A 26,391-nucleotide genomic window follows, 5' to 3' on the forward strand; every position below is an offset into this window, starting at 1 on the left:
AAAAGGATCAATATGAGTCTTTCCAGGTAAGAATTGAGCGATTAAATGAAATATAATCAGTGATCAGACCACTTTACTGATCACATGATTTTTTGAATAACTGTTTTGAATTGCTGTTTTGCGGTTATACAGTCAAAGCTCATGAAAACAGCAACCTTATGTGTCCAAGGTAAGGAACTCTATACTTTGCAACTCCAATTATCCATTCATCTTTTACAGGCACATAATAGCTGATCTGCCCTTCCTGGTCATAGTGACTGTTAGTTACCGGATTATCTCCCTTGGTGATGTATCCCGAGTAGGGCGCAGCAGGACCGTTTTCCCACATAGGCTCTCCGGCTTCAACCCTATACATCGCCCTATGTATTATAGGAGTTATGGTGTCCTGCCCATATGGTTTGTAGAGAATTACGTTTCCATAATCTCCGAAAGTCATATAATTCGACTTTTTCCCTTCTTCATTGGTAATAAGGTCGACTCTGTCAATGCTTTTAATGAAAACAATATCTCCTACCTGCATATGAGGTTCCATACTTCCTGACTCCACTGCAACCATAGGAGTCCAGAGCCCGAAAATCAGCTTGGAAAGAACCATAAAGACTATCAGGACAGCCGCAACCGATAGCAGATCCTTTCCAAGGGAAACCAGAAAGTTTTCTTCTTCCCGGGTATTGTTTTGTTTACCAGTTTTATTCATAGTAAGCCTTTATTCTCTTTATATTATTCTTTGATTATTCTTCTGGTGCTGTATTTTTCTCTTTATCTTATTGATTATTCTTCTGGTGATGCTGGTTCTGTATTTGGTTCTGTATTTATATTTCGTCTGATCCCTGTTTCCTTTTAAGGCTTCATCACCAGCTAATTATATTTTTGTATAGTTCAGTATCATAAACTGTAACTTATGTTTTTGTATAAATCCGGTTATCATACATTAATCCTATTATCGTACCGTTAATATACTGGATTTTTTGTTTTATTTGATACTCACTGGTTTATTCTCACTGGTTTATTTATCCATAACATTTGTTTTTCTTCTATATTAACCTACAATTTTATGATCTAGCTATAATATTTGCGAACTAATATCCAATAAATAAACTGAAATTTCGTAGATTTGATAACCCGTTTAGAAATCTGACTTATAAACACTAATTACGAAATAATCTGCTATAAAATAATCTGGTTATGTAAATATTCTGATCATAAAATAATCTGGTTACTCCAATGGTCTTAAATCAATGCGAGATTACTTAATAGGTTTCATATTTTGGTTAATATTATAGTTGTCCAGGCGATTAAATCAAAACAAACTTATATTTATAACAAAGTACAAATGCCTGCTGGCAGACATACTCTATAACTGTTACTAAGGAATATTATAAAAGTATATACTATAATATTTACAGAGCATTCTCGATAGTTACCTGTAATATTATCATTAATCACCTGTAAACTATAGTTAGTTTCCTGTAATACTAGCATTTTACTGGCAAGATACCTTAATTTTCTAACATATCTACTGGAATTACAGGATTTCAGGCATTTCACAATCATTTTTAAGAATGAAAAAAATTATTAAAACCTAATGATATTATTCTACTTGTATCGAATTAGTTTTGTATGTTATTAGCTTTTATATTTTGAGTGGGTCTTAGCCTCAAATATTTTCGGATTAGAATTATAAATGTCGGGCTATACAGATCCAACAAGTTAAGGCAGCCAGGAACAGGGTCCAGAAATCAGGTCAAAATTATGGATGAAATCGATATTGTAAGAGCAGTTACAGAAGAAGGGTACCAGATAAGCCCGCTAGCAATAAAATTAATCAAGTCAAGTAACTATCCTGAAAGCCTTTTAAAATATATCCTCTCATCTATTAGCGACTGCATTTTTGTTATTGAACCCGAACATATTGATCTGAAAGGTTTCGAAGCCTTGAAAACGGTTTTAGAGAAAAATTCTGGTTTATCTTCCCTTACACTCTCCCGAATGCATTCCGATAGCATACCTTCCGGGAATAAGTCTTCCAATTGTATTCCCTCACCCGTCCCGGTATCCATGGATTCCGATACTCTCTCTTCTCACGAACCTGCACTTGATTTTGTTGATAGGTCTGCTATCAAGTCAATTGCCGATTCTATTGCTAGTCTCGTCACTGACTCTGCAACTAATTCTATTCCTGATCATGCAGTTAGTTCTGCTGCTGATCCTATCTCTAACCCTATTGGCAATGCCAGTTCCTCTGATTTTGTTGCTGTCTCATCTGTTAACTCTGCCCATCCTTCTCTTTCCAGCCCTGTCAATTCATTTGCATCCTCAGAAAGTGTTGTAGAGAGACAGGTCTCCCCTTTTTTCGGACAGGCAAGTTCACCTTCTTCTTCTATTCCTGACCATATTTCCAGAGCAAACTCCCCTTTAAACCAGGGAAATGATTTTTTCTCAGGTTCCAGAACAGAAGGGGCAAGGCATATTTCAGGCCGTAACCCGGTCACCGTGCTTTCCGATATTACAGGACATTCAACCTGTATCGGAGAGTATATGCAGTTCGTGCAATACTTCAGGGACAGGTATAGCAGGCTCTCTGAAATCCTCAGAGGCAGAATGAACGCGCGCCCAATAGAAAGTTTGAAAAGGAAGAGTTTTCGCCGCGGGTCAGACGGTGGCAACGAGGAAATATCTATCATAGGAATGGTTTCAGACATCAGCAGCACAAATAACGGGCACAAAATGCTTTCCCTTGAAGACCCTACAGGCTCTTTTTCAGTACTTATCCGAAACAGTGATAAAGATCTCTTTGAACTGGCTTCGAGGATTCTTCTGGACGAAGTTATCGGAGTAACAGGTTCGGTCACGAATGACGGAAACCTTATGATGGCTACAAAAATCCTCCAGCCTGATGTCCCTAACAGCGTTCAGCGCAGGACAGGAAGCCACGGCAAAGCCGTACTGATCTCGGATGTGCATGTGGGCAGCTCTCAGTTTCTGGAAGATGCGTGGCTGGATTTTCTGGACTTCTTGAAAGGTGAATCCGATTCTGAAGAGATGCGAGAGATTGCTTCCCAGGTCCGTTATCTCGTTGTTGCAGGAGACCTTGTGGATGGAATTGGAATTTATCCGGACCAGGAAATGGAACTTGATATTCTTGACGTTTATGAACAGTACAGGAGAGCAGCAGAGTACTTCAGGGAAATTCCAGAGCATATCCGCATAATTATAAGTCCGGGAAACCATGACGCTGTACGCCAGGCAGAACCACAGCCTGCTCTTCCTGAGAGGATCTGCGCAGATTTTCCTGAAAATATCACCTTTGTGGGCAACCCTGCTCTTGTGGATCTCGATGGAATCCGAATCCTTATCTATCATGGAAGGTCGATTGATGATCTTGTGGCAAGCGTCCCTGGAGTTTCATATCACGAGCCTGCAGGAGCAGTCCTTGAAATGCTTAAACGCAGGCATCTTGCCCCGACTTACGGAAGCAGAGTCTCCATATCCCCGGAGAAAAAAGACTATTTCATAATTGACCCCGTTCCTGATATTATTCATACAGGACACGTCCATACCCTTGGAGTACAGCGTTATAAAAATGTCCTTCTTGTCAATTCTGGAACCTGGCAGGCTCAGACAGAGTTTCAGAAACGTGTAAATCTGGTACCAGTGCCTGCTCGGGTTCCGGTTGTGGATCTCGCGGATTTTGACGTGAAAATCCTGGCATTTGATTAAGCTGGTTGATTGAATACGGTCAATCAAACCAGGTTTGGCAACTTTAAACTCTACTGTAACCTAAATGCTATACCATAACCTAAATGCTCAGCTGTAACTCTAAATGTTCTACTTGTAATCCACCTTCAGTTCTCTAAAATTATTTTCCGATCCTTATATATACCACAAAGAATTAATATCCGCAAAATGCCGCTTGAAGAAAAAAAGGAAGAAAAGGAAAACTCTGGAGAAAACTTGCCGGAAATCCAGGAAGAAAATAGGGTTGAAGAGCAGGCTTCTTTACCTTTCGATATCCCTGATTTTGCTACCCTTCTAAAAAAACAAAGTTATGCTCTTGCAGGCCGCCATTCGGCAGTAAAGACCTGTCTCTGGCTCAGAAAAGCTATGAATGACGAAGGTTTCTGCTATAAATCCAAATTTTACGGTGTCCAGTCCCACCGCTGCCTCCAGATGACTCCAACTCTTATGTGCAACCAGCGCTGTCTTTTCTGCTGGCGCCCTACAGAAGTTCCTGTCCCTGCGCCCGGAGAATGGGACTCTCCTGAAAAGATCGTTGAGAAAAGTATTGCCTGCCAGCGTAAGTTGATCACAGGTTTTGGCGGATCTCCAAATGCACTCAGAGAACGCTGGCTTGAAGGAAATGAGCCGAATAACGTTGCAATTTCTCTGTCCGGAGAGCCTACATTTTACCCTTACCTTCCGGAACTGATTGAGGAATACAAAAATAGAGGTTTTACTACCTTCCTGGTAACTAACGGAACTATACCTTCAATGCTTGCAAAGGTCAATCCTTCCCAGCTATATATGAGCCTTGATGCCCCTGATCTCGAAACTTATCTCAGGGTCTGCCAGCCAAAATCTCCTGATCTCTGGGACAAAATCAACGAGTCTCTGGATATTATGAAAGAGAAATCCTCAAGGACAGTCATCAGGACTACCCTTGTTAAGGGTGAAAATATGTTTAATCCAGAGGGTTATGCAGACCTGATTAAGAAAGCTTCGCCGGATTTTGTTGAAATAAAAGCCTATATGCACCTTGGTTTCTCACGCCTTCGCCTCGACCGTTCCGCAATGCCTGCGCATGAAGAAGTCCTTGAATTTTCAAAAGAACTTGCAAAATATCTTGGGTATGAAATTGCAGATGATTCCGAAATAAGCCGTGTCGTCCTGCTTTCAAAGGACGGAAGGAAATCTCCTGTAAAGAAATCTTCCTTCTGAATTAACCCCTCAATATTTACGGATTTCTCAAGGTGAATCTACTGTTCTTTTAAGGCTTGGTTTATTAAAGTCGATATACAGGAAGAGTTTTATAGTCATATGAATATATAAAATAAGTCGGGAGATAGAAACAAATATAAACCTAAGTTTCAATTAGGATATGTTCCCGTCAGGGATTAATTTAATTCAAATTAAACAAATTTTTAACTATTACATACAGTCACATACAGTCTGAGTAAGATTATGTCTCATATCTAGTGCGATCAGAAGAATGCGAAACCTGGCAGGTTCGCACAGCATAAATGCAGGCTTTAGCGAATGGCCTGTAACTCGTGCAATGCTGGCACCTGAAACGTATACTCACTCCAGGGTTCTTCGCGTTCCAGGCGGTTTTTATACCCGGATTTCGGGTGAGACAGGAACTCACTATGTGATTATCCTTATCAAATTCTCCGGTTATCCGTTGTATGCAACCGACATGCTAAACAAATACTTTACTGAATAACTAAATTTGATATGATTTCGGATTTGGTAATTCAAACCGAAATCCCTTACCAGACCTGGAGATTCTGAATTTGGAGATTCTGAATTTGGAGATTCTGAATTAATACATAGATAAAGATTCAATTCAAAACCATTTAGAACTCACTTTAAAACTCACCTTAAAACTACCTTAAAACTCACTTTAAAACTCACTTCAGGTTTACTGGTTTGAAATTGTGCTGCAACCTTAATTACAAATTCAAATCTCAGTTTACTATCATTCACAGAATTACCGATCATACTACTCTATTGGGGAACTTTTAAAATGACTGAACATTCCGCACACGAAATGTACGAATTTAAAAAGAAGCTTGAGGGCCTCAGGGATAAGAAAGGAAGAAGTACCGAGCTCATTTCCCTTTACATCCCTTCTGATAAGCAAATTTTTGATGTTACAAACCAGTTAAAAGACGAGCACGGGCAGGCTGCAAATATCAAGTCCAAGCTTACGAGGACCAATGTGCAGGGAGCAATTGAGTCTCTGCTTTCAAGGCTCAGATACCTGGACAAAGTACCTGAGAACGGAATAGTATACTTCACTGGTGCCGTGGATATCGGAGCTAACAAAACCAGCATGGAAAGCGAGGTAATCGTCCCTCCTGAGCCCATTACTGTTTACAAGTACCACTGTGACTCATCTTTTTACCTTGAACCACTTGAGGATATGCTCAAGGATAAAAGCACCTTCGGGCTTCTGGTCCTTGACCGTAGAGAAGCAACTGTGGGGCTTCTGGTAGGAAAGAGAATCCAGCCCTTCCGAAACCTGACTTCAACAGTTCCTGGCAAGCAGAGGAAAGGAGGTCAAAGTGCTCACCGTTTCCAGCAGCTCAGGCTCATTGCAATTCACGACTTCTATAAGAGAATAGGAGATGCTGCAAGTGAGGTCTTCATGGCTGTTGACCACAAAGATCTCAAAGGCGTCCTGATAGGAGGTCCTTCTCCGACAAAGGAAGAGTTCTATGCAGGTGAGTTTCTCCATCACGAGCTCATGAAGAAAATCCTGGGGCTCTTTGATACGGCATACACTGACGAATCAGGGCTTTCCGAGCTTGTTAATGCTGCAGGGGAAAAGCTTCAGGATCTTGAACTCATGAGCCAGAAAAATGCTGTCAGGGACTTTTTCAAGGAACTAATATCCGATTCTGGTAAGGCAGCTTACGGAGAAAACCAGGTAAGGGCAAATCTCGAGATCAATGCAGTGGATGTGCTCCTGCTCTCAGAAGACCTGCGTGCAGAAAGAGTGACCACTAACTGCAGTGTTTGCGGATACGAAAATAAATGGACCCGGCGCTGGAAACCCGGAGAACCTGCTCCTGCGCCCGGAAACTGTCCCAAGTGCGGATCTTCCCTTGAGGTCACGGATGTTACTGACGTTGTTGACGAATTCTCAGAACTCGCTGACAAAAGTAATGCAAAAGTAGTCTTCGTATCCACTGACTTTGATGAGGGCTCACAACTAATGAATGCTTTTGGAGGCATAGCTGCAATCCTTAGATACAGTACCGGAGTTTGATTTCATTCAGGGGCAAAGTCCCCTGTCCGGTAAATTTTACCCAATACTTTTTTAATTAAATTGTCCTTTAGATCAGTGGATCAGGAGTTATAAATCTAAATAATAACACTAATCAGATCCGTAGATCAACGTAATAAAAATCAACATTAATCAAAATCAACATTAATCAAAATTAATATTAATCGATAGCAGATTAGAATTTGACAGATTAAATCCATTATACGAAGATTAATTATATGAAGATTAATTAAGCAATTTCAGTTTTTTACAGGTAATTTATACAGGTGATTTATCTTGTTCCTGGAACTCAAAGCTCAGGCTATATCAATCTTAAAAGAAGCTATTCAAAAAGTAGGTTTTGAGGTTGAGGATTCCGAACTTCAATTCGAAACCTCTCCCCATGCTGACCTTGCGAGCAGAGCCGCATTCAGGCTTGCAGGCACCCACAGGCAAAATCCAAAAGATCTGGCATCCCGTATTGTTTCTGCAGTTGAAATTCCAGAAGGCTCTTATATAGGAAAAATAAGTGCTGCAGGTCCTTACATCAATTTCTTTGCAAGCAGGCACTATCTTGACAGAACAGTAACTGCTGTCAGGGAAGAAAAAGAGAAATTCGGCTGTGGAGCTCCAAAGGATAAAATCCTTCTTGAGCACACATCAGCAAATCCAAACGGCCCTCTTCACGTAGGGCACATCCGCAACTCAATCATCGGAGATACCCTTGCACGCATCCTTAGACGTGCAGGATATGATGTGGAGGTTCAGTATTACGTTAACGACATGGGACGACAGATTGCTGTGGTTTCCTGGGCATGTGAGCGCTTTGAGCTTGACCTTTCCAGAAAGTCCGATGCTGCAATTGCTGACGTATATATCAAAGCCAATGTAGAGCTCGACAGGAACCCTGAGTACGTGAAGGAAATCGATGCCCTTATGGAAAAGGTGGAAGCCGGGGATGTAGCAACTATTGAGAATTTTAACAGGGCAGTCTCTCTGGCTGTTGCAGGAATCAAAGAGACTCTGCTCCGCTTAAATGTGGTTCACGATGAGTTCGTAAATGAGTCCGCTTTCCTTAAATCCGGGGCAGTACATGACATTGTTGAACGCATAAAGGCTACAGGCAGGACTAAAGTGGACAAGGGAGCCCTTGTGGTTGACCTTTCGGATTACGGGTTTGAAAAGACACTTGTTATCCAGCGGTCAAACGGCACATCCCTTTACACAACCCGTGATCTGGCCTATCATGAATGGAAAGCCGGGCAGGCAGACCGCATAATTGATGTTTTCGGAGCTGACCATAAACTTATCTCCGGCCAGCTCAGGGCTACCCTTAATGCTATCGGGATTAAAGAGCCGGAAGTTGTAATCTTTGAGTTCGTTTCTCTGCCCGAAGGCTCTATGAGCACGCGCCGCGGGCAGTTTATAAGCGCAGACAATCTCTTTGACAGGGTTACTGAGGCTGCATTTGAACAGGTCGAAACCCGCCGCCCTGAAACGTCCTATGAATTCAAAAAACAGGTTGCAGAGATGGTAGGACTTGGTGCGGTCCGCTATGATATAGTGAGGGTTTCCCCTGAAAAATCCACGGTCTTCAACTGGAAAGAAGCCCTTGATTTCGAGAAGCAGGGTGCCCCTTACATCCAGTACTCTCACGCCCGCGCCTGCAGTATTCTTGAGAAAGCAAAAGAGGAAGCAGCCTGGAATCCTGAAGAAAAGATTGATCCGTCTCTCCTTCTAGAGGACAGTGAAATCGATCTTATCAAGAAGATGGCAGTATTTGACAGCATAATCGACCTTGGTGCCCGCGAACTCAAACCCCATATCGTTGCAATTTATGCCCGCGAACTTGCCGATGCCTTCAACCAGTTTTACCGTTTCGTTCCGGTTATCGCAGCCGAGGATGAAAAAGTAAGAGCTGCAAGGCTTGCCCTTGTAGACTGCGCAAGAATTGTCCTTGCAAACTCTCTTGATACTCTGGGAATTGGTGCTCCTGAATCAATGTAAAAGAGATAAGGGAAACGAAGACTGAGAGAAGAATCTCTTGGTTTTATTCTTTTCCTCTTTCTTTAAATTTTTAGTTTTTTCATTTGATTTTTTGTTTTTAATTTCTTTTCTTTGTTTTTTTGTTTAATTCCTTATTTTTAGTTTATTGGCTTGACCCGCTATCTTGACCATTTTCTTTATTTTACTTTGAGTTGCTATTTTGGTCTTTCTTTAGAAAACTGATATATAGTAGCAGTAGTAGAGCTTTGTATATGTCATCATCAGAAAAATACAGTATCTTACTTAGTAAATAATATTACTCTACAAATCACATTGCAGAGATCGACATGATAACAATAAACGAAGCTTTCCGGAAATTTTTGAGTGAGCAGGAAGAGAATCTGAAGCCTGATGCCTTCCTGGATTGCGAGGACGTGATTCTTCTTTACGAGGAATTTCTTGAACTGAATGCTGAAGATTACCTGTCAGAAGAAGATAAAGCCCTTTGTGCCACCCGACCTGATGAGAACAAAAATTACTTCGATGTTTGTAGCCCGGAACAAATTAACCCTGACGGGATTAAGGATTTCCTTGATGACTATGTGGTTGAGGTTGGAGGAGGCAAAAAGTTTATTGGAACAGCCGCAAAGGTCCTCCAAACTTTCTTTGAATGGGCCTGGGAAAAGGGTTACATCGAAGAAAAAGCCTTTGAGGCAAATAAAGAAGTGCTTGCGAAGTATAAGAAGAGGTATTGAGTATTAAGAACATGGAGGTCTTTCCGGGAGACCTTTGTTCTTAGTTACTCTTTGCTCTGCTCTTTTCTCTATTTTCTTTCGGCTCTCTTTTCTCTTCATCCGTTGCTCTCTTCTCTATTCATCCGTTGCTCTCTTCTCTATTCATCCGTTGCTCTCTTTTCTCTTCTTCCATTGCTCTCTTCTCTGTTTTCTTCCGACTTTCTTCTTTATTTTCTCCCTTTGCTCTCTTCTTTATTTTATTCCGTATTTCATAAGTTCTATCCATTCTATTTCTAATTATTTTTATTTCTTCAACCTCAGAGAGGTCTTTTTTCCGGAGCGCCAACTGGATTAAGAACTTTCTTACTTCTGGAAGAATAAGTTTCTCCTTTAAGGCTTGCAAGATATTCAAGGGAACTTACCCCGTTCACCGTCAGAGGATACTTTTCTTCGTTTCTGTATTCCAGAATCTTTTTCAGTAACGGGTATTCCTCGATATTTTCGTTATCGTACCTTGAAGCCTTAACCAGAAGCCTCGAGATAAGGGGGTGTTCAAAATACCTTCCCCATACAGGGTTATTCACTTTTTGATCATAATAGCTATGAGCAAATGTCCTGTAATAAAGGAGTTTTTCATATTTCGAGCGCTTTTCGATTGTCTTGAGGTTCAGGAAATCGGTAGTGCAGTCGATTTTTTGAAGCGCCTCCAGTTTTCCTGAAAAAAGACACTCTCCTGCATATTTTTTGTAAAGGTTACAGTTTCTTCTGTATTTTAGCGGGACTCTTAAAAAGAACTCGATCAATTCGGTGTCACACAACGGAATTCTCCATTCGTATCCAAAGAATTCATAAACTCTGACCGAATTGTAGATGAATTTTGGCTGCCTTTCATTAGAATCGAAATACTCTATTGCATTTGCAAACGTTTCATCATCTTTAATTTCAAGTTCTGATATTGATTTGCTTATCCTTTGTTTGAATATCTTTTCGAGTTCCTGACCGTAAGGCCATAAATTATAGTGTTTTTTCAGTGAAGCTGCCATACAGGCTTCCGAATCAAAACTCATTGAATCGGGAATGTAAGTGCCGTATCCGGTGTGTCCCGGGACGAATACCGAATTTTCCGGAACTTTTCCCTGTGTCTTCAGTTCTTTCACTGCCGGATAGTCCTGCATATGCGGAAGAGACGACAGGTTTCCAGCCCATTCCCTGAATAAATCGGCTTCTTTTGAATTATAACATTCATGCCACTTTTTCGCTGTGTATTCTACGAAAAGCCATTCGTACCCAAGGGCTTCTGCAACGTGTTTGCTTATCTCGGATTCCCGGCTGCCTTTTCTTCCGTAACTGACGCATGTAACATCACTGGCACCAAGCCTCTTCAGCATTGCAACAATGATTCGCGAATCAAGCCCTCCGCTTAAAGGCACAACCAGCCTCTTCCCTAACCTGCTGGTGCTTTCTATAAGCCTTGAGAAGACGTTTACGAGGATTTGATCGAGCATCTCAATCAATCCGGTCTCAGGAGACTCGTAAAAATCTCCATGTAAAAATTTAAAATAGCAGTAAGATTCCAGACGCTTCTCATTTTTCTGATAAATTAAAAATTCCCCGTTTCTTACCTGTTTTATATCGTCAAAAAGGGTTTCGTTTCCTGTTACGTAGCCTGTGACCATAAATTCTGCTGCCTTTTCCTCATTCAGACGCTGATTTGTTTTTTCTTTTAAGTAACAGGCACTGTCTGATACGATAAAGCTATTTTTTGTTTTTATATAAAACAGGGGAACGCTTCTTGTTTTATCAACAGCACAAAAAATGATATTTTCAGTTTCAGCAATGAATGCGAACTCTCCGTTTAATTCCTTAAGAAAATCTCCGGTTTCTTTTTCTCTGTCCTGCTCATCTTTACAGACCAGAGTAAGCATCAATTCAGCAAGTTTTTCCGGACTTAGGAGACTACTTTTGAAAAAAACATTTCCTTTTAAATTACATTCAGCTTCCTTGAGTTTTATTTCTCTCCAGGGATAACACTTACCTAATAATTTTATTTCAGTTTTCATAACCCAGACCCCCCAAAACTTCTGGTTAGAGACACGATGATTGTTGAATTCTAAGAATTATTTATCTGCCTGTAATTGTCGTTTTATTCACGAAAAGTTCAGGATTGAGTTTCTAAACTTTCTTATATAATATGATCCTCAAATCCTTAAATTCTTTTTTATATATTTGATGCTAAATAATCAAAATTCCTCTGCTTAAAAAATATAATGCCTGTTCTTCTGGATTTATTATCCAGAGTAATTCCAATACTTATAATACTTGATCAATCTTACATAGAGGTCATGCAGGAGATTACTTTTATCGATGGAGGCAGCCTCCCTACACCTGAAGGTATTTCAAGGGAGTGGGTGAAAGCTGCAGCGGAAACCCGGACCGAAGATGAAAAACTCTTTTCTCTGATAAGGGAAGCTTTTCGGAGAAAGATAGATATTGGGGTGCACGTTCCAACTTATCCGCAGTACAGGGATATGATCGGACAGTTTCTGGACATTATCAAAGATGAAAAGAACTGCTATGAACCATATGTCTTAAAGGAAGAGAATGCGAAAATCCTCGAGCTTGAGATAATTGATGAGGTTGCAAAACAGTGCAGGGAGGAGACAGGAGAAACCCTTGAGGTAAGAGTCTGCGTTGCAGGTCCTACTGACCTTTATCTTCAGGCTTTCGGGGAAACTGCATTTGCAGACGCATATCATATAATGGCTCTGGATATTGAAAACTTCATAAAAGAAGCATTTAAAGCTGCTAAAAACTTCAAAATCAAGGTTGTCGCCCTGGATGAACCGAGCCTTGGAATGAACGATAGAATCCAGCTCTCTGACTCTGATATCGTCTCTGCCCTTACCCTGGCTTCTACTTACGCACGAAAACAGGGAGCTGATGTGGAGATCCATCTGCATTCTCCGTTAAAGTACAAACTTGTCTGCGAGACTCCAATCAACGTTATCGGTTTTGAGTACGCTGCAACTCCATCTTACATAGAGCTTTTTGACAAAAAAGTCCTGGAGGACTCGAATACCTACATAAGGCTTGGAGTTTCAAGGACTGATATTTCCAGCCTCATAGGCATGGTTAACGAAACCTACGAAGTCAACGCCTGGAAAGAAAAAGAATATATGCAAAAGATCGTAACCGATATGGAAACTCCTGACCTCGTGAGAAAAAGGCTTGAGAAAGCTTACTCCGTTCTGGGAGACCGTATAATATATGCAGGTCCTGACTGTGGGCTTGCTTTCTGGCCTGACCAGGAACTTGCTTTCAGACTGCTTGAAAATACAGCAAAGGGCATAAATGCATTTAATGCTGAGATGAAAAACCGTTAATGAATCCGGAAAATGACTGATCCAGGAAAATGAATAGATTGGAAAATGAATAATTTGGAAAATAAATAGATTGGAAAATGACTGATCCAGGAAAATGAGTAACTTTGTAAGAAGAAGTAACGCAGAAAAATAACCCTGAATGTGAGATGAATTCTTTTCCTTTGCAAAGATTTTTTCGTGTTACTTCCTATCTGTTATTTTATAATTTTACTGTCTTTCCAATAATAATAAATCCTTACAGGTCTACTAAGAGAACATGCAAGAAATCATCTTTGACGATATAGGAAGCTATCCCCTCCCTGAGGGAGTCAGCAGGGAATGGGTCAAGAATGCCTTTAAAACGAGAGCAGAAGATGAGAAACTTTTTACTGTAATCAATGATGCCTTTCAGCAAAAAATCGATGCCGGTGTAGAGGTTCCTACTTATCCCCAGTATCAGGACATGAACGAGCAGTTCCTGAAGGTTATACGGGATTCTAACTGCACGGAAAGTCCCTTTGAGGTAAAACTTGAGTGCGCAAGGATTGAAGAACTTGAGGCTATAGAAACGGTCGCAAAGGCCTATAAAGAGAAATTCGGGGAGGCCTTAAAGGTTCGAATTTGCGTGACCGGTCCAACCGAACTTTACCTGAAAGAGTTCGGAGGCACCCGGTATACGGATATATATACTCTTTTTGCAAAAAGTATAAACAAATTCGTCCGCAACTCTATGAGATCTGCAAAACACTTTAAGATCGCAACGGTTTCGATTGACGAGCCAAGCATAGGTCTTAACCCTGAACTTGCATTTGACGAAAATGACGTTATCTCTGCCCTTACCGAAGCTTCCAAATCAGCGAGCAAATGGGGAGCTGATGTTGAGATCCACCTTCATTCTCCTCTTTATTACAATTTTGCATGCGAAACGCCCACCATCAATGTGATAGGTGTAGAATCTGCTGGAACTCCTTCTTACCTGGAGCTTATTGACAAAAAGGTTCTTGAAAGCACCGATTCTTTCCTGAGGCTCGGAATTGCAAGAACTGATATTTATTCCCTGGCAGGAATTCTTAATGAGAGGTACTGTACTAACGTCTGGAAAGACCAGCAGTACCTGCCTGAAATCGTTTCGCAGCTGGAAACCCCGGATGTCATTACAAAGAGGTTGAAGCTAGCTTACAGGCGTTTTGGTAGCCTGATAAAATACGTGGGTCCTGACTGTGGTCTGGGTGCATGGCCTAACCAGAGAATAGCTTTTATCCTGCTTTCAAATGTTGCGCAGGGTATACAGAATTTCAGGGAAAATCTCTAACCCTGAAACTTTTCTTTTTGACAAATCAGCTGGATACCGGAAATTTTTACACGCCGTATCAGGTCAGCTGGTACTGGTTAGCCGTTATTTACTTTCCAGTAGAAACTCTGCTTTATCCTGTAAAGTTCATAAAAATAGTCTACTGATACTAAAATACAGTAGAAATCAAGGGGTGCTTTTTTCAGCAGCTTTTTGATTGGATAAGGTTTTTGATTGGATAAGATTTTTGATTGGATAAGATTTTTGATTGGATAAGATTTTTGATTGGATAAGATTTTTGATTGGATAAGGTTTTTGATTGGATAAGGTTTTTGATTGGATAAGGTTTTTGATTGGATAAGGTTTTTGATTGGATAAGGTTTTTGATTGGATAAGGTTTAATGTGCCAGATGGCTCACTCGTTAAGCCTTCCATGCCTTCTATCTATCTCATCCATCATATCCAGCATTTTACGAATAGAAGTTCGAATAGCATCTGATTGACTTACAAATTTCTTGTTATCTCCCACATGTTTATTGAGATCATCCAGGAGTTCCTGAGGGATTTCCACGCTCACTTTTGGCATCAGGGCTACACTCCATTTTTTTTCTTCTTACACTCTATTTTTTCTTCTTACACTCTATTTTTTCTTCTTACACTCTATTTTTTCTTCTTACACTCTATTTTTTTTCTTCTTATTACTTTATTACTTTTAATTCTTGTCTTTCCTGATTGATAACTTCTCTTCAGTTCAAGTCTGTCTCTCAGATTAATCAGCTTTCCAGCGAATATAGATTCTTAGTTAACAGACGCTTTTCTTAGTTGACGGATACTTTTAGTAGACAGCTTCCCGACTACTGAAGTTCGAAATGCTCCTGTGTTTAAAAGCTCCTGTATTTAAAAAGAACTGTTAAAAGGAAAAGTATGAACAGGAAATAAACAAAACTAAAAAATGAAATCAGCGGGCCCGAAGGGATTTGAACCCCCGGCCTATGGATTAAGAGTCCATCGCTCTGCCTGACTAAGCTACGGGCCCACGCATTGTTATTCTTAATTATTGAGCGACTCTCAGAATGTATTTTCAATTATTTATAGGTTACGCTTATATGAGCACTCTCTTCACTTTTTTTGTAAATTAAGGGTGGACTTTTTTCTATATTTATCCGGGACTCCGGGAAAACTTTATTTCTATGTTAAGGAGTTGCTTTTTATTGAAAGTTCGAATTTTATTCTGGGTAGTTTTATTTTTTATGTTAATTATTAAAAATACATCTTTACTTATCCTGTTTTTAGAGTAAGATCCGTGAACTCCGGAAATCAGATTTGGGGCAGTTTCCTAACTTCTTTATTTTTCTTTTTTTAAATGAATTAAAGCAAAACGTTATATACAAGCGGATATGAGTATGACCATTAATTGACTTATCCGAGCTCTATTGGGGATTAGTTCACCGTAATAGATTAAGTAGAATGTGTACTTCCTGAATTTGGTTTTTCAAGTTTGGCCTGTAAAGTACTGTTTTTACTCTTTTCTGTTTTATTGATAGAGCTTTAATAAGCTAATTAATAGAGAAGTTAAAGGAATGAATCTAATGTTTAAAGATGAACGTACTGTGCCCGTTGAAGAGGGCGAAACTTACGACGTAACTATTCAGGATATTGCCCGCCAGGGAGACGGCATTGCCCGTATCGAAGGCTTTGTGGTTTTTGTCCCGAATACCAGTGTAGGTGACGAAGTCCAGATTAAGGTTGAAAGGGTACTTCCTAAATTTGCATTTGCAAGCGTTGTTGAATAAGTTTGGGTTTGAGAGAATATTACTTTAAATTTTGTTATTAAAGGAATGGTTTTCATGTTCAGAGAAGAAAGTCGCCCAGTCCCTGTTGAAGAGGGTGAAGTTTACGATGTTACAATTCAGGACATCGCTCGCCAGGGAGACGGCATTGCTCGTATTGAGGGTTTTGTAGTCTTTGTCCCTAACACCAGTGTTGGAGACGAGGTTCAGATTAAGGTCGAAAGGGTTCTTCCCAAGTTTGCATTTGCAAGTGTTGTCGAATAACCCCACAAGGGTATTAATTTAATTTTAGAGATTTAACTGAAGTAGTTTAAAGTAAAGGAATGGTATTCATGTTCAGAGAAGAAAGTCGTTCAGTCCCTGTTGAAGAGGGCGAAGTCTACGATGTTACAATTCAGGATATTGCTCGTCAGGGAGATGGCATTGCCCGCATAGAGGGTTTTGTAATCTTTGTCCCGGGCACCAAAGTAGGCGATGAAGTTCGCATTAAGGTAGAGAGAGTACTTCCGAAGTTTGCATTTGCAAGCGTTGTCGAGTAAGTTCCGGTTGAAAAACCACCTGGTTATACTAAATTTTAACCTGATTAAAGGAATGGTATTCATGTTCAGAGAAGAAAGTCACTCTGTTCCTGTTGAAGAAGGCGAAGTCTACGATGTTACGATTCAGGATCTCGCCCGCCAGGGAGATGGCATTGCCCGCATAGAGGGCTTTGTAGTCTTTGTCCCGGGCACCAAAGTAGGAGACGAGGTAAGGATCAAAATCGAAAGGGTACTTCCCAAATACGGTTTTGCCAGCCTTGTTGAATAACAGGATAACTCAAAATAAGAAAGCAGGCTGAAAAATGATTTGTTTATAATTTTTCAGTCTTTTTATTCTTAATGAATTTCACTAATCTCCGGCTTCCGCGATATGCCGGAACCTCTTTTTCATTATCTTGTTTCTTAGTCCGTAAGGTCCCTTTTGCCAGGCTTCTTATTATGGCTTCTGTTAGTGAACATTCGATGATATTATATAATAGATGCTCAATCATACTTTGAAATCCAATTGGCAAAGTTCTTATATTCGCCACAAAAACAAATTGTTTACGGCTTTCTTGAATCGATAGCCGGGGACAGTAACCCGGAGTGATTTATAGTGATGCGTTTTATTAAGTACCACCCCAGGTCCAACACTTACGTGATTAAAAAAAGGGCTTTTCTGGAAGAAGACCTCGTGCTGGACGGCAACGTTATTATCGGGCAGGAAGCGAAGTTCTGGAAAAATCTTACAGTATCTGGCAGGCTTGAACTCGGGAAAGGCTCGATTGTTCAGGGCAATGTGAAAGCCGGAAGCGCCCTCATATGTTCAGCAGTAAAAGTTCTGGGCAATTTAGAAACAGTCTCTGAACTTGTCCTTCTTGACAGAGCAATCATAAATTCAGCAGCCTGTAAAGGGGACATCCGTGTAAGACCTGGTTGCACTCTCGGTTCGGTAAAAGCGGGAGGAACTCTTGAGCTTGTGGGAAAGGTTAATGTAAGGAAAGTAGAGCCATTGACAAAAGTAATAATCCGAGCCGAAAAATAATTTCCGGCTCGAAAAATAATTTCCGGCTCTTTTGAGACTTATTTTGCATTCATTCAAGAATTTACTTGCTGAACCTTTCTTCTTCCAGAAGTTTGAGGACGTGATCCCTTAAACGGTTTACTTCCGGACTTGTGCGGCTTCTCGGTCGAGGTAAATCGACTTTTATAATCTCCTTTACTCTTCCGGGTCTCGACGTCATAACAACTATCCTGTCAGAGAGGACAACAGCTTCGTCCACGCTATGCGTTACAAAAAGGAATGTTACGTGTTTTTGTTCCCATATCTTAAGAAGCTCATCCTGAAGCACGTTTCGGGTCTGAGCGTCAAGGGCCCCAAAAGGTTCGTCCATAAGGAGGACTTCAGGTTCATTCGCAAGAGCCCTTGCAATAGCCGCTCTTTGCTGCATACCTCCTGAGAGTTCGTGCGGGTAGCTGTTTTTAAATTGTGCCAGACCTACAAGTTCTATGTACTTTTCAACCTGCTTTCGTGCTTCGCTCTTCTTAACTCCCTGCATTTCCAGCCCAAAGGTAATGTTATCCATCACTGTTCTCCAGGGAAAAAGGGAATATTGCTGGAAAACCATGCCTCTTTTAGGGTCAGGTCCTATAATAGGAACTCCGTTAAGTGTAATCTCCCCTGAGGTCAGGGTTTCAAGTCCTGCGGTTATCCGGAGCAGGGTTGTCTTCCCGCAACCTGAAGGCCCGAGCAAACAGATGAATTCTCCATCCTGCACATCAAAACTTATATTATGAAGAGCTTCGGTTCCTAACCCGTCCTCTTTTTTGCTAAAGATACGCGAAACGTTTTTGATACTCACTCTACCCATTTTATACCACAGTCCCTGAACTCCATTTGAGCAACTTTGAATCTACATAGTGCCTGAAGAAACGGTCAATAAAAAGACCTATGAACCCGAGCAGGAGCATATAGACAAGTACGAAACTCATCCTGTGCAGGTAGTAATTTTGCCATAGTCTGTAACCAAGTCCACTGGAACTGACCCCAAACATTTCTGCAGCTACAAGGCACATCCAGCCTACACCCATTGCAATTCTGATTCCTGCAGCAATTGAAGGCATGGCTGAGGGAATTGCAATGAATCGGATGAGGTCTATGTTACGTGTACATCCGAGAACCTTTGCTGCTTCAACATAAACCCTGGGTACATTTTTGAAACCAGTATAAGTATTTATGATAATGGGAAAGACCATTCCTACAAATATAATAAAACCTGCTGCTTGCTGAGTAAGTCCGAACCATACTATTGCAAAAGGAATCCAGGCTAGAGGAGGGATAGGACGCAGAATTTCTATTATAGGGTCTACTGCCGTGTTTACTGTTTTGAACCATCCCATAATTATTCCAAGAGGGATTCCCAGTATAAGCGCAGCAGCAATGCCTGTTCCAAAGTGAACTAAACTTGTCAGCATATCAGTATAAATCAGCCCGCTTTCGATAATTGCAGAAAAAGAGATTACTACATCAGAAAAACTTGGCAGAAGCAATCTATCCTGTACGATCCTGTCCGCTACAAGTTGCCATATAATAACTGCAAATATAAGAGATAATAATTCAACGCCTTTTTTTTGGATTGTTTTTATGAAATTGATTTTCATGTCTAATTAAAAGAATTCTTAGTTTTTTATCTTTCCGGCAGTTCTCCGTTTTTAGAACTAATTAAAGTTCAAAACTGCCCCTTTAATAGCCGGGGCAGTCTAACATTAATAAAAATTTGTTATTAACTTTCTCTTTTATTCTTCATTTATGGCTGCTTCATAGAAGCTAGTGTCGAATATTTCTTCTTCTGTCAGAGGTTTCTGGGTATAGTTGAGTTCGTATTGTATGTTTGAATATTCGACAGTTGAGCTTTTAATCAGTTCAGGATCTGTAATCCAGGCTCCATCCCATTCCTCGATAGATTTTTTTACAACTTCCACATTCTCTGTGGTTTTATTTGAATAGATCTGGGCGGCTTCATCCTGATTTTCCTGGTTGTATTCTGTTGCCTTAATGTGGGTCTCTACAATCTGCTGCACGATATCAGGATGTTCTCTGATAAGTTTCCCACTCACGAGAAGTACACAGCAGGCATGGTTCGGGCTCATTTCTCCAGATTGTACAATAGTGCGCCCATTACCCTCATTTTCAATTACTGCAGGTGAGGGGTGAGGCAGGAAAACTGCATCAATCTGTCTGGCTGAAATAGCTGTAACAGCATCCCCAGGAGTCATTCCAAGGATTGTCACGTCTCTATCAGGATCAAGTCCGTTTTCCCTGAGCCAGTCTCTGAGCAGGGTGTCCTGAATTGTTCCCGGAGGGAAGGTAGCAATCCTGAGCCCTTTCAGGTCTTCAGGGCTTTCATACTCGTGTTCAGGCCTGAGAACAAGACTTGAACCGTTTATCTGCACAGGTTCAACGATCTTTGCATCAAGCCCCTGGCTGAGGGCTGTAATAGCCGGGGCTGCTCCAACATAGGCGACATCCAGGTTTCCGGCAAGCATAGCCTGCATCTCGGGAGCACCTGTCGGAAACTCATATTCTCTTATTCTTGTAATCCCATAGGGTGCCAGATCTTCCTGCCACCATCCTTTCTCATAGGCAGTCATATACGCAACCTGATGCGTACTCGGCTGGTAACCAATCCTCAATTCAGTAATTGTAGCTCCTGTAGTTGCATTCTCATCTGTACCTTCGTTATCTGCACAACCTGATACGAAGATAGATGCAACCATCAGTAAAGTAAGAATAAGCATGCTTGATTTTCTCAAAATATCACCTCAATAATTGCCTCTTCTAACAATAATAGATCCACCTTCTAAATAAGATCTACTGGGACAGGGCTCTCTTTGCGAAAATATTGCAGATTTTTTGTCCGTTTTTTTATGAATCTTTACAAACTTATTCAATAGTCCATCCCGCCCCATTCTTTCATATTTTATTTGAAAGAAGAATTTCTGTAAAATGAAGATCAAACTCTTACGCGTTAGTATGTTTAAAATTTGCTATATATACTTTCTCAGATGCCTTCTTATTATGACCCAAATGTATTAATACTTCCGGATATATTTCTCATTTAGGAATAAAACTCCTGTAAAACGTAAATCTTTCATATTTATCAAAATCTTTTACAGGATCAGAGGTTGAATTTTATGAACGTTGCAGACAAGGTCATCAAATCCGCATTTGAGTCTGATGAAGTGTTTCAGAGAACACTCTCCGCTGTTATCAAGGAAGACCTCAATCTGACTGCAGTGGATTTTGCAAAAAAAGCGAACATCCCCCCGAGCACCCTCTATAAGATCCTATCGGGTAACCGGGACCCTAACATAAAAACTCTTCGTCAGATTGTAAAAACTATCCGTGATATCAAGGAATCGGATAGTGGGGATTTTATCGCTGTAATTGCAGCCAGATCCGTACTTGACAACATCGTGGAGACAAAGAAAAAGATTGGCGGCAGGCTTGTTACTATCAGAGAGTATTCGGCAACCTCTATGGAAGAAGCAATTATTTCAGCCGTGAATGCCGAAAGAGATGGAGCAAAAGCCCTGGTCTGTGCCCCCATTGTAGGGCCTACAGTGGAGAAAATCCTGAACATTCCGGTTACAACAATAGCTCCGAAGAATAGTCTGATAGATGCCATCGAACGTGCGTTTAAGAAAATGGAATAAATCAATAACTTTAAAAAATGAAATAAATCAATAACTTTTAGAATATGGAATAAACTCAGTAACTTTTAAAATATGGAATGAGCCCAATATTTTTAAAAACAGAATGAGCTCAATATCTTTTAAATATAAAAGAGGCCCGCGTTAGATGAAAACGCGGGAATTTAAGTTTCTGTTTTGTTTAAATCATTTTTCTTAATTTTTTGTTGTTTTACTTTTTCAGGTTTGCTGACTTTATAAGTTCGTCTACCTTAGCCTGAAGGGTCGCAACAGTCCAGCCGCCCTTGGTAAACATATAAGCTATTCCACCAGCCACCAGCAGGATAATTCCTATCAGGGAGTAAAGCAGGATAGAGGACTTTTCTTTTACCGTATAGGTAGTTTCCTGGTCTCCAACTTTAACTTTGTAAGCGCCCGGGATTTCTTCACTGTGTTCGAAAACTAATGTTTTGCTTTCTCCCACACCAAGGGAAATCTTCTGGGAATCAACCGAAGTATCGTTCACAATTAATTCCACATCATATTCCCCTGCAGCATTACCCGAGTTTTCGGCATTAATACTGATCTTTGCTTCTTTTCCGGCTCTTACCTCTATCGGGTCAATTACCAGATTGGAGAATGTGAAGATAGCTTCATAATCTTTCACATCGACTTCAACGCTCTTGTCAAGGTACCCCTCTGCGGTAGCACTGACCTTAATTTTGCCGACTTCCTCTGTAGTATAGGTGAACTTTCCGTCAGAGTCAGTCTTTCCAGCAGCCTTGCCGTCAATCGAGATGTTTACACCCTCGATCGGGTTTCCTCCAATCGTTTTTAAGGCCTCCAGTGTGATTGTGTCTCCTACATATACTGTCTGAGGAGTAATATTGAGGCTCATCTTCTCTTTCGGAGGAATAACTTTCATGTTCTTGTTTGCTGTAGTGTAACCGTCTTTCTCTGCAGTAACCTTGAAGGTTCCTTCCTTTTCAGCTGTATATTCAACAACTCCGTCAGCATTGGTTTTACCCACGTTGGTTGTGTTGACTCTTACAGTGACGCCTTCAATAGGATTATCAGCCGCAATCACTTCGATATTAAAAGTATCGTCTATGATGATTTCACCGGGCAAATTAATCTTGAGTTCTCTGCTTTCGTTACTTTCGGTTTCGACTTCAACGAATGGGTAGAACCTGAGAGTATTACTGTCAGCGGTCTTGAATTTGATATCTCCCATAACATCAATGGTCTCGTCATCACTGAGCCCGATATCATCATCATTCTTCATTGTGATGCCGGTATCTGCTGAGACACTGGTGATTTCCATATCACCGAAGGTATCTCCACTATTGATTTCGATGTATTCATCTGAGATCTGGAAGATTCCCTGTGCGAAGACAGCAGAAGTCTCGGTACCTGCAAATACTGTACCGAAGTGGACAATGATTACAGGCACATCTTCAGCTTCTCCGATCTCGGTTTCATAGATGTAATCATCGTTTGATGAAATGAAATCGTCATCCACCACTTTTCCGTCCTTTTCAAGCTGGACCCAGACGGACTCTCCATTAATATCCACTTCCAGGATATTCAGTGAGTACCCTTCCTCAAGTATAAGGGCATCACCCGAATAAAATGACTTCTTGTCATCGCTGTCTGTAAGGACTTTGGAAAGAACACTATCCGATAAGAGGCTCACTCCGTCAATTTCGCCGCCAACGGTACCATCGGGATATCCTGCAAAGTATTTTTCTGCCATGAACCCAACGACTGTGAAATTGCCCCAGTTTTTGTGTTCAAACTGGACAGGTTGGGGTGCGGAGGTATAGACAAGTTGCCCTGACGGGATTTCCCTGCCGTCAAGTTCCTTGATTTCCAGCTTTTCGGTTCCTATCCCTTCATCTATATTGTAGTAGAAGCCTTCAAAATTGTAAGGCGTCCAGGTCGGAAGAGAACTTCCATCAACATCTTTATCATAGACAGTTCCGCGCAGTTCGTAAACCCCTTCCTCAGAAGTATCAAGGACAGGAGCAAAACGCAGTACACTGTCATCAGCTACCTGAATCTGTATCTTACCCATAAGGTCGACCGTATCACCTTTATCAAGGCTTACTTCGTCCTCATTCTTCATTTTTATTTCATCACTGCTCAGGGAAGTTACTTCCATTTCCCCATAGGAATCTCCTTTTGCAAGTTCTATATAGGTATCCGAAACCTGGAAGATGCCCTGTATGAAGACCGCAGAAGTCTCAGTGCCTGCGAAAACCGTTCCGAAGTGGACTATAATTATTGGTACATCTTCTGCTTCTCCGATTTCGGTCTCGTAAACGTAGTCGCTATCCGAGGTAATGAAATCATCGTCTACCACGTTTCCGTCCTTCTCAAGCTGGATCCAGACGCTTTTTCCATTAACATCAACTTCCACAATATTCAGGGCATAACCATCTTCAAGTTCAAAAGAATCTCCTGAGTATGCGGACTTTTTATCGTCATTATCTGTCAAGATTTTGGCAAGCACCCCATCGGATATCAGGCTTACTCTGTCTACTCCATCAACTGTGGCATTATCACTGTAACCTGCGAAGTATTTCTCTGCCATGAACCCTATTATCTGGTATGAACCCCAGCTGCCGTATTCAAACTTAGTTTCGGTAGGTCTTGTTGAGTACTCAATATTCCCCTCGTCTATGTTTCTTCTTATATCCTTAATAGTCATCTCTTCAGAAGAAACACCGCTATCAAGGTCATAGAAAAAGCCTGAGTAACTCTGGGCAGTCCATGTGTACGTGGTGTCCATCCCGTCTTCCCAGATCCTGTTTCCGCTTGAATAATATTTGTCCCGGACTGTTACATTCCATGTTTTTGTCAATGGACTATAATTTCCGTTAGGATCGGAGACCACTGCAGAAAGATTGTAGCTGCCTGAGGTAGTTCCGTTGAATTCATATGAAGATGAAGCTACACCATCTTCTGTTTTCTTTGATTCACTATTGACAAACCACTCAACTTTGATGTTCTGGTTATTTGTAGAGTTGACATAGAAAGCCTTGGATCCTCCCTGGGATACCGTTACTGGCCCTTCTGAGGGATCAACACTGACAGGTACGCCGGACGTTCCTACTGTCCAGTCCCATTTGTAGCTGGCAGTTTCTGTACCATTCAGGGCTACAGCAGTAACATTATATGTGCCTGCTGAGGATGAAACGTTTTGATACGTATCCGATGTAACTCCACTGGCTGAATCAACAACTATTCCGTTTATATACCATGTAATGTCAGCTACTTTGTTTGTGCCAACACTGAATTCTTGAGTTACATTCGTTTGTGTGCTTGGATTGTTCTCAGGACTTTTGCTTGTAATTGACAGCGTTCCTTCAGCACCTTCTACATTCCAGGCTGCTATTTGCCCTACTCCGTCTATGGAAGCTGTCACCTGGTATGAACCCGACCGGAAGATATGATTAAGAGCTGCGACATTGCTTCCATCAGTTGGTAGTGTTGTGGATACGCCATTTTCAGTCCATATAACGCTCGCGGTTTCGTTTAAAGGAATGGTGAACGTTTGAGTTGCTCCCACCGTCCCTGTAACAGTAGAATTCTGGGAAGGGGCAATCTCTCCTATTACACCTGGAACTGCGCCTGCAGTCCCGCAGAATAATAGTCCCAGCGCCAGAATCGCTGTAAATGTTTGTAAAGTTGCTTTTTTCATATTCTATCCTTCTGAACCTTGTGCATAAATTATATATTTATAAATTTAGTCAATTTAACCTGAAGCCTTTTCGATTTCTGTGGTAGTATGGGGCTTTGTACTCGATGTTTCTAAACTTCTTACTTTCACTCCAGGTTTTTGATATGGGGGTTAACGTAAGTTTATCAGGAAAGCTAATCAGCCATCTAGGCTTTTAGCTGCTGGTATCCCAGCTGTTTTATAGCTGTTAGCCTGCATTCCGGGGATTCAAGCATAATACCAGCTTCATACTTTGTGCATTCTCCTATGATAGTCAAGTTACATATATTTTGTACTTTTTTTAGCCGTCCGGGATCAACCGTAAAAATGAGTTCGAAGTCTCCTCCTGTGTAAAGTGCAAATTCCAGCAGTTCCCCCGGACCTGAAGCGAACTGTCTTACCTCCGGAAGAACGGGAAGGGCATTTTCCCGGATCATGAAACCTACCTTACTCTGCCTTGAAAGGTCATAAAGAGACATGGCAAGCCCGTCGCTTGTATCCATCATGGACGTGACAGCACCCGACTCAGCCAGTTTTCTAGCTTCTTTTGTACGGGGAATCGGTTCAAAAAGAGCCTTCAGGACAGCTTCACTGACGCATTTTTTCGTCTGAACTGCCTTCAGTGCGGCTCCCGCTGTTCCTGTGTATCCCGTAATACAGACAAGGTCTCCGGGCTTTGCCCCTCTTCGCAGGAGAAGCTGGCTTTTTTTAACCCTTCCCAGGGCTGTCCCTGTAATTGTCAGTTCGGCGTGGGTATCAATGTCACCTCCGATAACAGCAGTCCCACAGAAATCAGCACATGCCTGTATGCCTCTTGCAAGCTCTTCGATAAAAGCAATTTCAGAATCTGAAGGCATGCCTATAGCCATAAGAATGCCTGTCGGTTCTGCACCCATGGCTGCAATATCGCTCAGGTTTACGGCTGCAGACATCCAGCCCATCTGCCAGGGAGTCATTTCTGCAGGAAAATCCGTGGTCCTGTGCAGCATATCAGTCGTAACGACCAGACAGTCTTCGCCTTTCAGGTCAAGGACAGCGCAGTCATCGGAACCGGCACCTGCAAGAATACCTTTCTGTATTCTTTCCTTTCCTTCGGGGGCATTGAAAATCGCAGATAGGCGGGAGATTAGAGCGCGCTCTCCTATTGAAGATACTTTTGTTTCTTTCATGGTCATATTTCAGGAGCAGTTACTTTCTCTTTGATTTTTTATAGATACGTATCCTTTTCCGGAACAAAATTGACTGAGTTAATCACCTTTATTTAACTTTTGTAACCCCAAAGGTTACACAAAACTTTGATGCA

At 41.2% G+C, this 26,391-nt stretch carries 24 protein-coding genes and 1 tRNA gene; 14 read left to right on the top strand and 11 right to left on the bottom strand.

From position 1 onward, the window contains the following. Window positions 1–139: 139 nt before the first annotated feature. Window positions 140–697 (bottom strand): S26 family signal peptidase, encoded by a 558-nt coding sequence (locus RSJ42_RS16185; protein ID WP_410508279.1) that lies wholly within the window; start codon window positions 695–697, stop codon window positions 140–142. Between the two features lie 1,055 nt (window positions 698–1,752). Here RSJ42_RS16185 and RSJ42_RS16190 point away from each other — a divergent pair. The 6 genes from RSJ42_RS16190 (at window position 1,753) to RSJ42_RS16215 (ending at window position 9,732) form a co-directional block, all read left to right on the top strand. Continuing rightward, window positions 1,753–3,720 (top strand): DNA-directed DNA polymerase II small subunit, encoded by a 1,968-nt coding sequence (locus RSJ42_RS16190; RefSeq protein WP_410508280.1) that lies wholly within the window; start codon window positions 1,753–1,755, stop codon window positions 3,718–3,720. 186 nt (window positions 3,721–3,906) lie between these two features. Then, window positions 3,907–4,938, top strand: coding sequence for a 4-demethylwyosine synthase TYW1 (twy1, locus tag RSJ42_RS16195; RefSeq protein ID WP_410508281.1), 1,032 nt, complete (start codon window positions 3,907–3,909; stop codon window positions 4,936–4,938). A 271-nt stretch (window positions 4,939–5,209) separates the two neighbouring features. Continuing rightward, window positions 5,210–5,443, top strand: a complete 234-nt coding sequence (locus RSJ42_RS16200; protein WP_410508282.1) for a hypothetical protein — start codon at window positions 5,210–5,212, stop codon at window positions 5,441–5,443. A 303-nt stretch (window positions 5,444–5,746) separates the two neighbouring features. Further along, window positions 5,747–6,994: a peptide chain release factor aRF-1 gene (gene prf1, locus RSJ42_RS16205; RefSeq protein WP_410508283.1), complete on the top strand. Its 1,248-nt coding sequence runs from the start codon at window positions 5,747–5,749 to the stop codon at window positions 6,992–6,994. A gap of 294 nt (window positions 6,995–7,288) precedes the next feature. After that, entirely contained in the window at window positions 7,289–8,998 is a 1,710-nt protein-coding gene (gene argS, locus RSJ42_RS16210) for an arginine--tRNA ligase (protein ID WP_410508284.1), read from the top strand. Window positions 8,999–9,324: 326 nt separating this feature from the next. Next, a complete protein-coding gene (locus tag RSJ42_RS16215; RefSeq protein ID WP_410508285.1) occupies window positions 9,325–9,732 on the top strand; it encodes a hypothetical protein in 408 nt (135 codons plus the stop codon). Between the two features lie 118 nt (window positions 9,733–9,850). Here the strand turns inward: RSJ42_RS16215 and RSJ42_RS16220 are convergent, their stop codons facing one another. Both RSJ42_RS16220 and RSJ42_RS16225 read right to left on the bottom strand, forming a co-directional pair. Next, window positions 9,851–10,123, bottom strand: coding sequence for a hypothetical protein (locus RSJ42_RS16220; protein WP_410510431.1), 273 nt, complete (start codon window positions 10,121–10,123; stop codon window positions 9,851–9,853). Beyond that, window positions 10,029–11,771: an asparagine synthase-related protein gene (locus tag RSJ42_RS16225; RefSeq protein ID WP_410508286.1), complete on the bottom strand. Its 1,743-nt coding sequence runs from the start codon at window positions 11,769–11,771 to the stop codon at window positions 10,029–10,031. Before RSJ42_RS16225 ends, RSJ42_RS16220 begins: the two co-directional genes overlap by 95 nt. A 282-nt stretch (window positions 11,772–12,053) precedes the next feature. On the opposite strand from RSJ42_RS16225, the gene RSJ42_RS16230 reads away from it, so the two are divergent. Together RSJ42_RS16230 and RSJ42_RS16235 are read left to right on the top strand one after the other, a co-directional pair. After that, window positions 12,054–13,094, top strand: a complete 1,041-nt coding sequence (locus RSJ42_RS16230; RefSeq protein ID WP_410508287.1) for a methionine synthase — start codon at window positions 12,054–12,056, stop codon at window positions 13,092–13,094. A 256-nt stretch (window positions 13,095–13,350) separates the two neighbouring features. Then, the gene (locus RSJ42_RS16235; protein WP_410508288.1) at window positions 13,351–14,385 is read left to right on the top strand and encodes a methionine synthase; all 1,035 of its coding nucleotides are present in this window, start codon (window positions 13,351–13,353) and stop codon (window positions 14,383–14,385) included. A 165-nt stretch (window positions 14,386–14,550) separates the two neighbouring features. On the opposite strand, the gene RSJ42_RS16240 is transcribed toward RSJ42_RS16235, so the two are convergent. The 3 genes from RSJ42_RS16240 to RSJ42_RS16250 all read right to left on the bottom strand — a co-directional run bounded on the left by RSJ42_RS16240 (window position 14,551) and on the right by RSJ42_RS16250 (window position 15,400). Beyond that, window positions 14,551–14,799 carry a hypothetical protein gene (locus RSJ42_RS16240; protein ID WP_410508289.1) on the bottom strand — a complete coding sequence of 83 codons (249 nt, stop codon included), beginning with the start codon at window positions 14,797–14,799 and terminating at the stop codon, window positions 14,551–14,553. After that, a complete protein-coding gene (locus RSJ42_RS16245; RefSeq protein WP_011033300.1) occupies window positions 14,780–14,950 on the bottom strand; it encodes a ribbon-helix-helix domain-containing protein in 171 nt (56 codons plus the stop codon). Before RSJ42_RS16245 ends, RSJ42_RS16240 begins: the two co-directional genes overlap by 20 nt. A gap of 376 nt (window positions 14,951–15,326) precedes the next feature. After that, window positions 15,327–15,400: transfer RNA gene (locus RSJ42_RS16250), tRNA-Lys, on the bottom strand. A gap of 553 nt (window positions 15,401–15,953) precedes the next feature. Between RSJ42_RS16250 and RSJ42_RS16255 the strand changes: the two genes are divergently transcribed. The 5 genes from RSJ42_RS16255 (at window position 15,954) to RSJ42_RS16275 (ending at window position 17,717) form a co-directional block, all read left to right on the top strand. Beyond that, window positions 15,954–16,157, top strand: a complete 204-nt coding sequence (locus RSJ42_RS16255; RefSeq protein WP_410510397.1) for a TRAM domain-containing protein — start codon at window positions 15,954–15,956, stop codon at window positions 16,155–16,157. A gap of 54 nt (window positions 16,158–16,211) precedes the next feature. After that, window positions 16,212–16,418, top strand: coding sequence for a TRAM domain-containing protein (locus RSJ42_RS16260; protein ID WP_011033302.1), 207 nt, complete (start codon window positions 16,212–16,214; stop codon window positions 16,416–16,418). Between the two features lie 68 nt (window positions 16,419–16,486). Then, window positions 16,487–16,693, top strand: coding sequence for a TRAM domain-containing protein (locus RSJ42_RS16265; protein ID WP_011033303.1), 207 nt, complete (start codon window positions 16,487–16,489; stop codon window positions 16,691–16,693). A 61-nt stretch (window positions 16,694–16,754) separates the two neighbouring features. Beyond that, a complete protein-coding gene (locus RSJ42_RS16270) occupies window positions 16,755–16,961 on the top strand; it encodes a TRAM domain-containing protein (RefSeq protein ID WP_410508290.1) in 207 nt (68 codons plus the stop codon). Between the two features lie 330 nt (window positions 16,962–17,291). Beyond that, a complete protein-coding gene (locus RSJ42_RS16275; protein WP_410510398.1) occupies window positions 17,292–17,717 on the top strand; it encodes a polymer-forming cytoskeletal protein in 426 nt (141 codons plus the stop codon). A 61-nt stretch (window positions 17,718–17,778) separates the two neighbouring features. Here RSJ42_RS16275 and RSJ42_RS16280 read toward each other — a convergent pair whose 3' ends face one another. From RSJ42_RS16280 to RSJ42_RS16290, 3 genes are all read right to left on the bottom strand, one after another. Beyond that, entirely contained in the window at window positions 17,779–18,543 is a 765-nt protein-coding gene (locus RSJ42_RS16280) for an ABC transporter ATP-binding protein (RefSeq protein WP_410508291.1), read from the bottom strand. A 1-nt stretch (window position 18,544) separates the two neighbouring features. Next, entirely contained in the window at window positions 18,545–19,333 is a 789-nt protein-coding gene (locus RSJ42_RS16285; protein ID WP_410508292.1) for an ABC transporter permease, read from the bottom strand. A 135-nt stretch (window positions 19,334–19,468) separates the two neighbouring features. Next, window positions 19,469–20,485: an ABC transporter substrate-binding protein gene (locus RSJ42_RS16290; protein ID WP_410508293.1), complete on the bottom strand. Its 1,017-nt coding sequence runs from the start codon at window positions 20,483–20,485 to the stop codon at window positions 19,469–19,471. A 381-nt stretch (window positions 20,486–20,866) separates the two neighbouring features. Between RSJ42_RS16290 and RSJ42_RS16295 the strand changes: the two genes are divergently transcribed. Beyond that, window positions 20,867–21,388: a helix-turn-helix domain-containing protein gene (locus RSJ42_RS16295; RefSeq protein ID WP_410508294.1), complete on the top strand. Its 522-nt coding sequence runs from the start codon at window positions 20,867–20,869 to the stop codon at window positions 21,386–21,388. 208 nt (window positions 21,389–21,596) lie between these two features. Here RSJ42_RS16295 and RSJ42_RS16300 read toward each other — a convergent pair whose 3' ends face one another. Both RSJ42_RS16300 and thiL read right to left on the bottom strand, forming a co-directional pair. Continuing rightward, a complete protein-coding gene (locus RSJ42_RS16300) occupies window positions 21,597–25,070 on the bottom strand; it encodes an S-layer protein domain-containing protein (protein WP_410508295.1) in 3,474 nt (1,157 codons plus the stop codon). Window positions 25,071–25,255: 185 nt separating this feature from the next. Beyond that, entirely contained in the window at window positions 25,256–26,257 is a 1,002-nt protein-coding gene (thiL, locus tag RSJ42_RS16305; RefSeq protein WP_410508296.1) for a thiamine-phosphate kinase, read from the bottom strand. Between the last annotated feature and the right edge of the window lie 134 nt (window positions 26,258–26,391).

Source organism: Methanosarcina hadiensis (assembly GCF_046529725.1).
Classification (GTDB): domain Archaea; phylum Halobacteriota; class Methanosarcinia; order Methanosarcinales; family Methanosarcinaceae; genus Methanosarcina; species Methanosarcina hadiensis.

What these genes read in the sequence shown, in the direction of transcription:
- RSJ42_RS16200 (WP_410508282.1), top strand. Translation starts at nt 5,210, where the DNA reads ATGCGAAACCTGGCAGGTTCGCACAGCATAAATGCAGGCTTTAGCGAA.
- twy1 (WP_410508281.1), top strand. Translation starts at nt 3,907, where the DNA reads ATGCCGCTTGAAGAAAAAAAGGAAGAAAAGGAAAACTCTGGAGAAAAC.
- RSJ42_RS16295 (WP_410508294.1), top strand. Translation starts at nt 20,867, where the DNA reads ATGAACGTTGCAGACAAGGTCATCAAATCCGCATTTGAGTCTGATGAA.
- RSJ42_RS16255 (WP_410510397.1), top strand. Translation starts at nt 15,954, where the DNA reads ATGTTTAAAGATGAACGTACTGTGCCCGTTGAAGAGGGCGAAACTTAC.
- thiL (WP_410508296.1), bottom strand. Translation starts at nt 26,257, where the DNA reads ATGAAAGAAACAAAAGTATCTTCAATAGGAGAGCGCGCTCTAATCTCC.
- RSJ42_RS16245 (WP_011033300.1), bottom strand. Translation starts at nt 14,950, where the DNA reads ATGCCAAAAGTGAGCGTGGAAATCCCTCAGGAACTCCTGGATGATCTC.
- RSJ42_RS16230 (WP_410508287.1), top strand. Translation starts at nt 12,054, where the DNA reads ATGCAGGAGATTACTTTTATCGATGGAGGCAGCCTCCCTACACCTGAA.
- RSJ42_RS16285 (WP_410508292.1), bottom strand. Translation starts at nt 19,333, where the DNA reads ATGAAAATCAATTTCATAAAAACAATCCAAAAAAAAGGCGTTGAATTA.
- prf1 (WP_410508283.1), top strand. Translation starts at nt 5,747, where the DNA reads ATGACTGAACATTCCGCACACGAAATGTACGAATTTAAAAAGAAGCTT.
- RSJ42_RS16280 (WP_410508291.1), bottom strand. Translation starts at nt 18,543, where the DNA reads ATGGGTAGAGTGAGTATCAAAAACGTTTCGCGTATCTTTAGCAAAAAA.
- RSJ42_RS16270 (WP_410508290.1), top strand. Translation starts at nt 16,755, where the DNA reads ATGTTCAGAGAAGAAAGTCACTCTGTTCCTGTTGAAGAAGGCGAAGTC.
- RSJ42_RS16225 (WP_410508286.1), bottom strand. Translation starts at nt 11,771, where the DNA reads ATGAAAACTGAAATAAAATTATTAGGTAAGTGTTATCCCTGGAGAGAA.
- RSJ42_RS16240 (WP_410508289.1), bottom strand. Translation starts at nt 14,799, where the DNA reads ATGGAAGGCTTAACGAGTGAGCCATCTGGCACATTAAACCTTATCCAA.
- RSJ42_RS16185 (WP_410508279.1), bottom strand. Translation starts at nt 697, where the DNA reads ATGAATAAAACTGGTAAACAAAACAATACCCGGGAAGAAGAAAACTTT.
- RSJ42_RS16300 (WP_410508295.1), bottom strand. Translation starts at nt 25,070, where the DNA reads ATGAAAAAAGCAACTTTACAAACATTTACAGCGATTCTGGCGCTGGGA.
- RSJ42_RS16265 (WP_011033303.1), top strand. Translation starts at nt 16,487, where the DNA reads ATGTTCAGAGAAGAAAGTCGTTCAGTCCCTGTTGAAGAGGGCGAAGTC.
- RSJ42_RS16215 (WP_410508285.1), top strand. Translation starts at nt 9,325, where the DNA reads ATGATAACAATAAACGAAGCTTTCCGGAAATTTTTGAGTGAGCAGGAA.
- RSJ42_RS16190 (WP_410508280.1), top strand. Translation starts at nt 1,753, where the DNA reads ATGGATGAAATCGATATTGTAAGAGCAGTTACAGAAGAAGGGTACCAG.
- RSJ42_RS16260 (WP_011033302.1), top strand. Translation starts at nt 16,212, where the DNA reads ATGTTCAGAGAAGAAAGTCGCCCAGTCCCTGTTGAAGAGGGTGAAGTT.
- RSJ42_RS16235 (WP_410508288.1), top strand. Translation starts at nt 13,351, where the DNA reads ATGCAAGAAATCATCTTTGACGATATAGGAAGCTATCCCCTCCCTGAG.
- RSJ42_RS16275 (WP_410510398.1), top strand. Translation starts at nt 17,292, where the DNA reads ATGCGTTTTATTAAGTACCACCCCAGGTCCAACACTTACGTGATTAAA.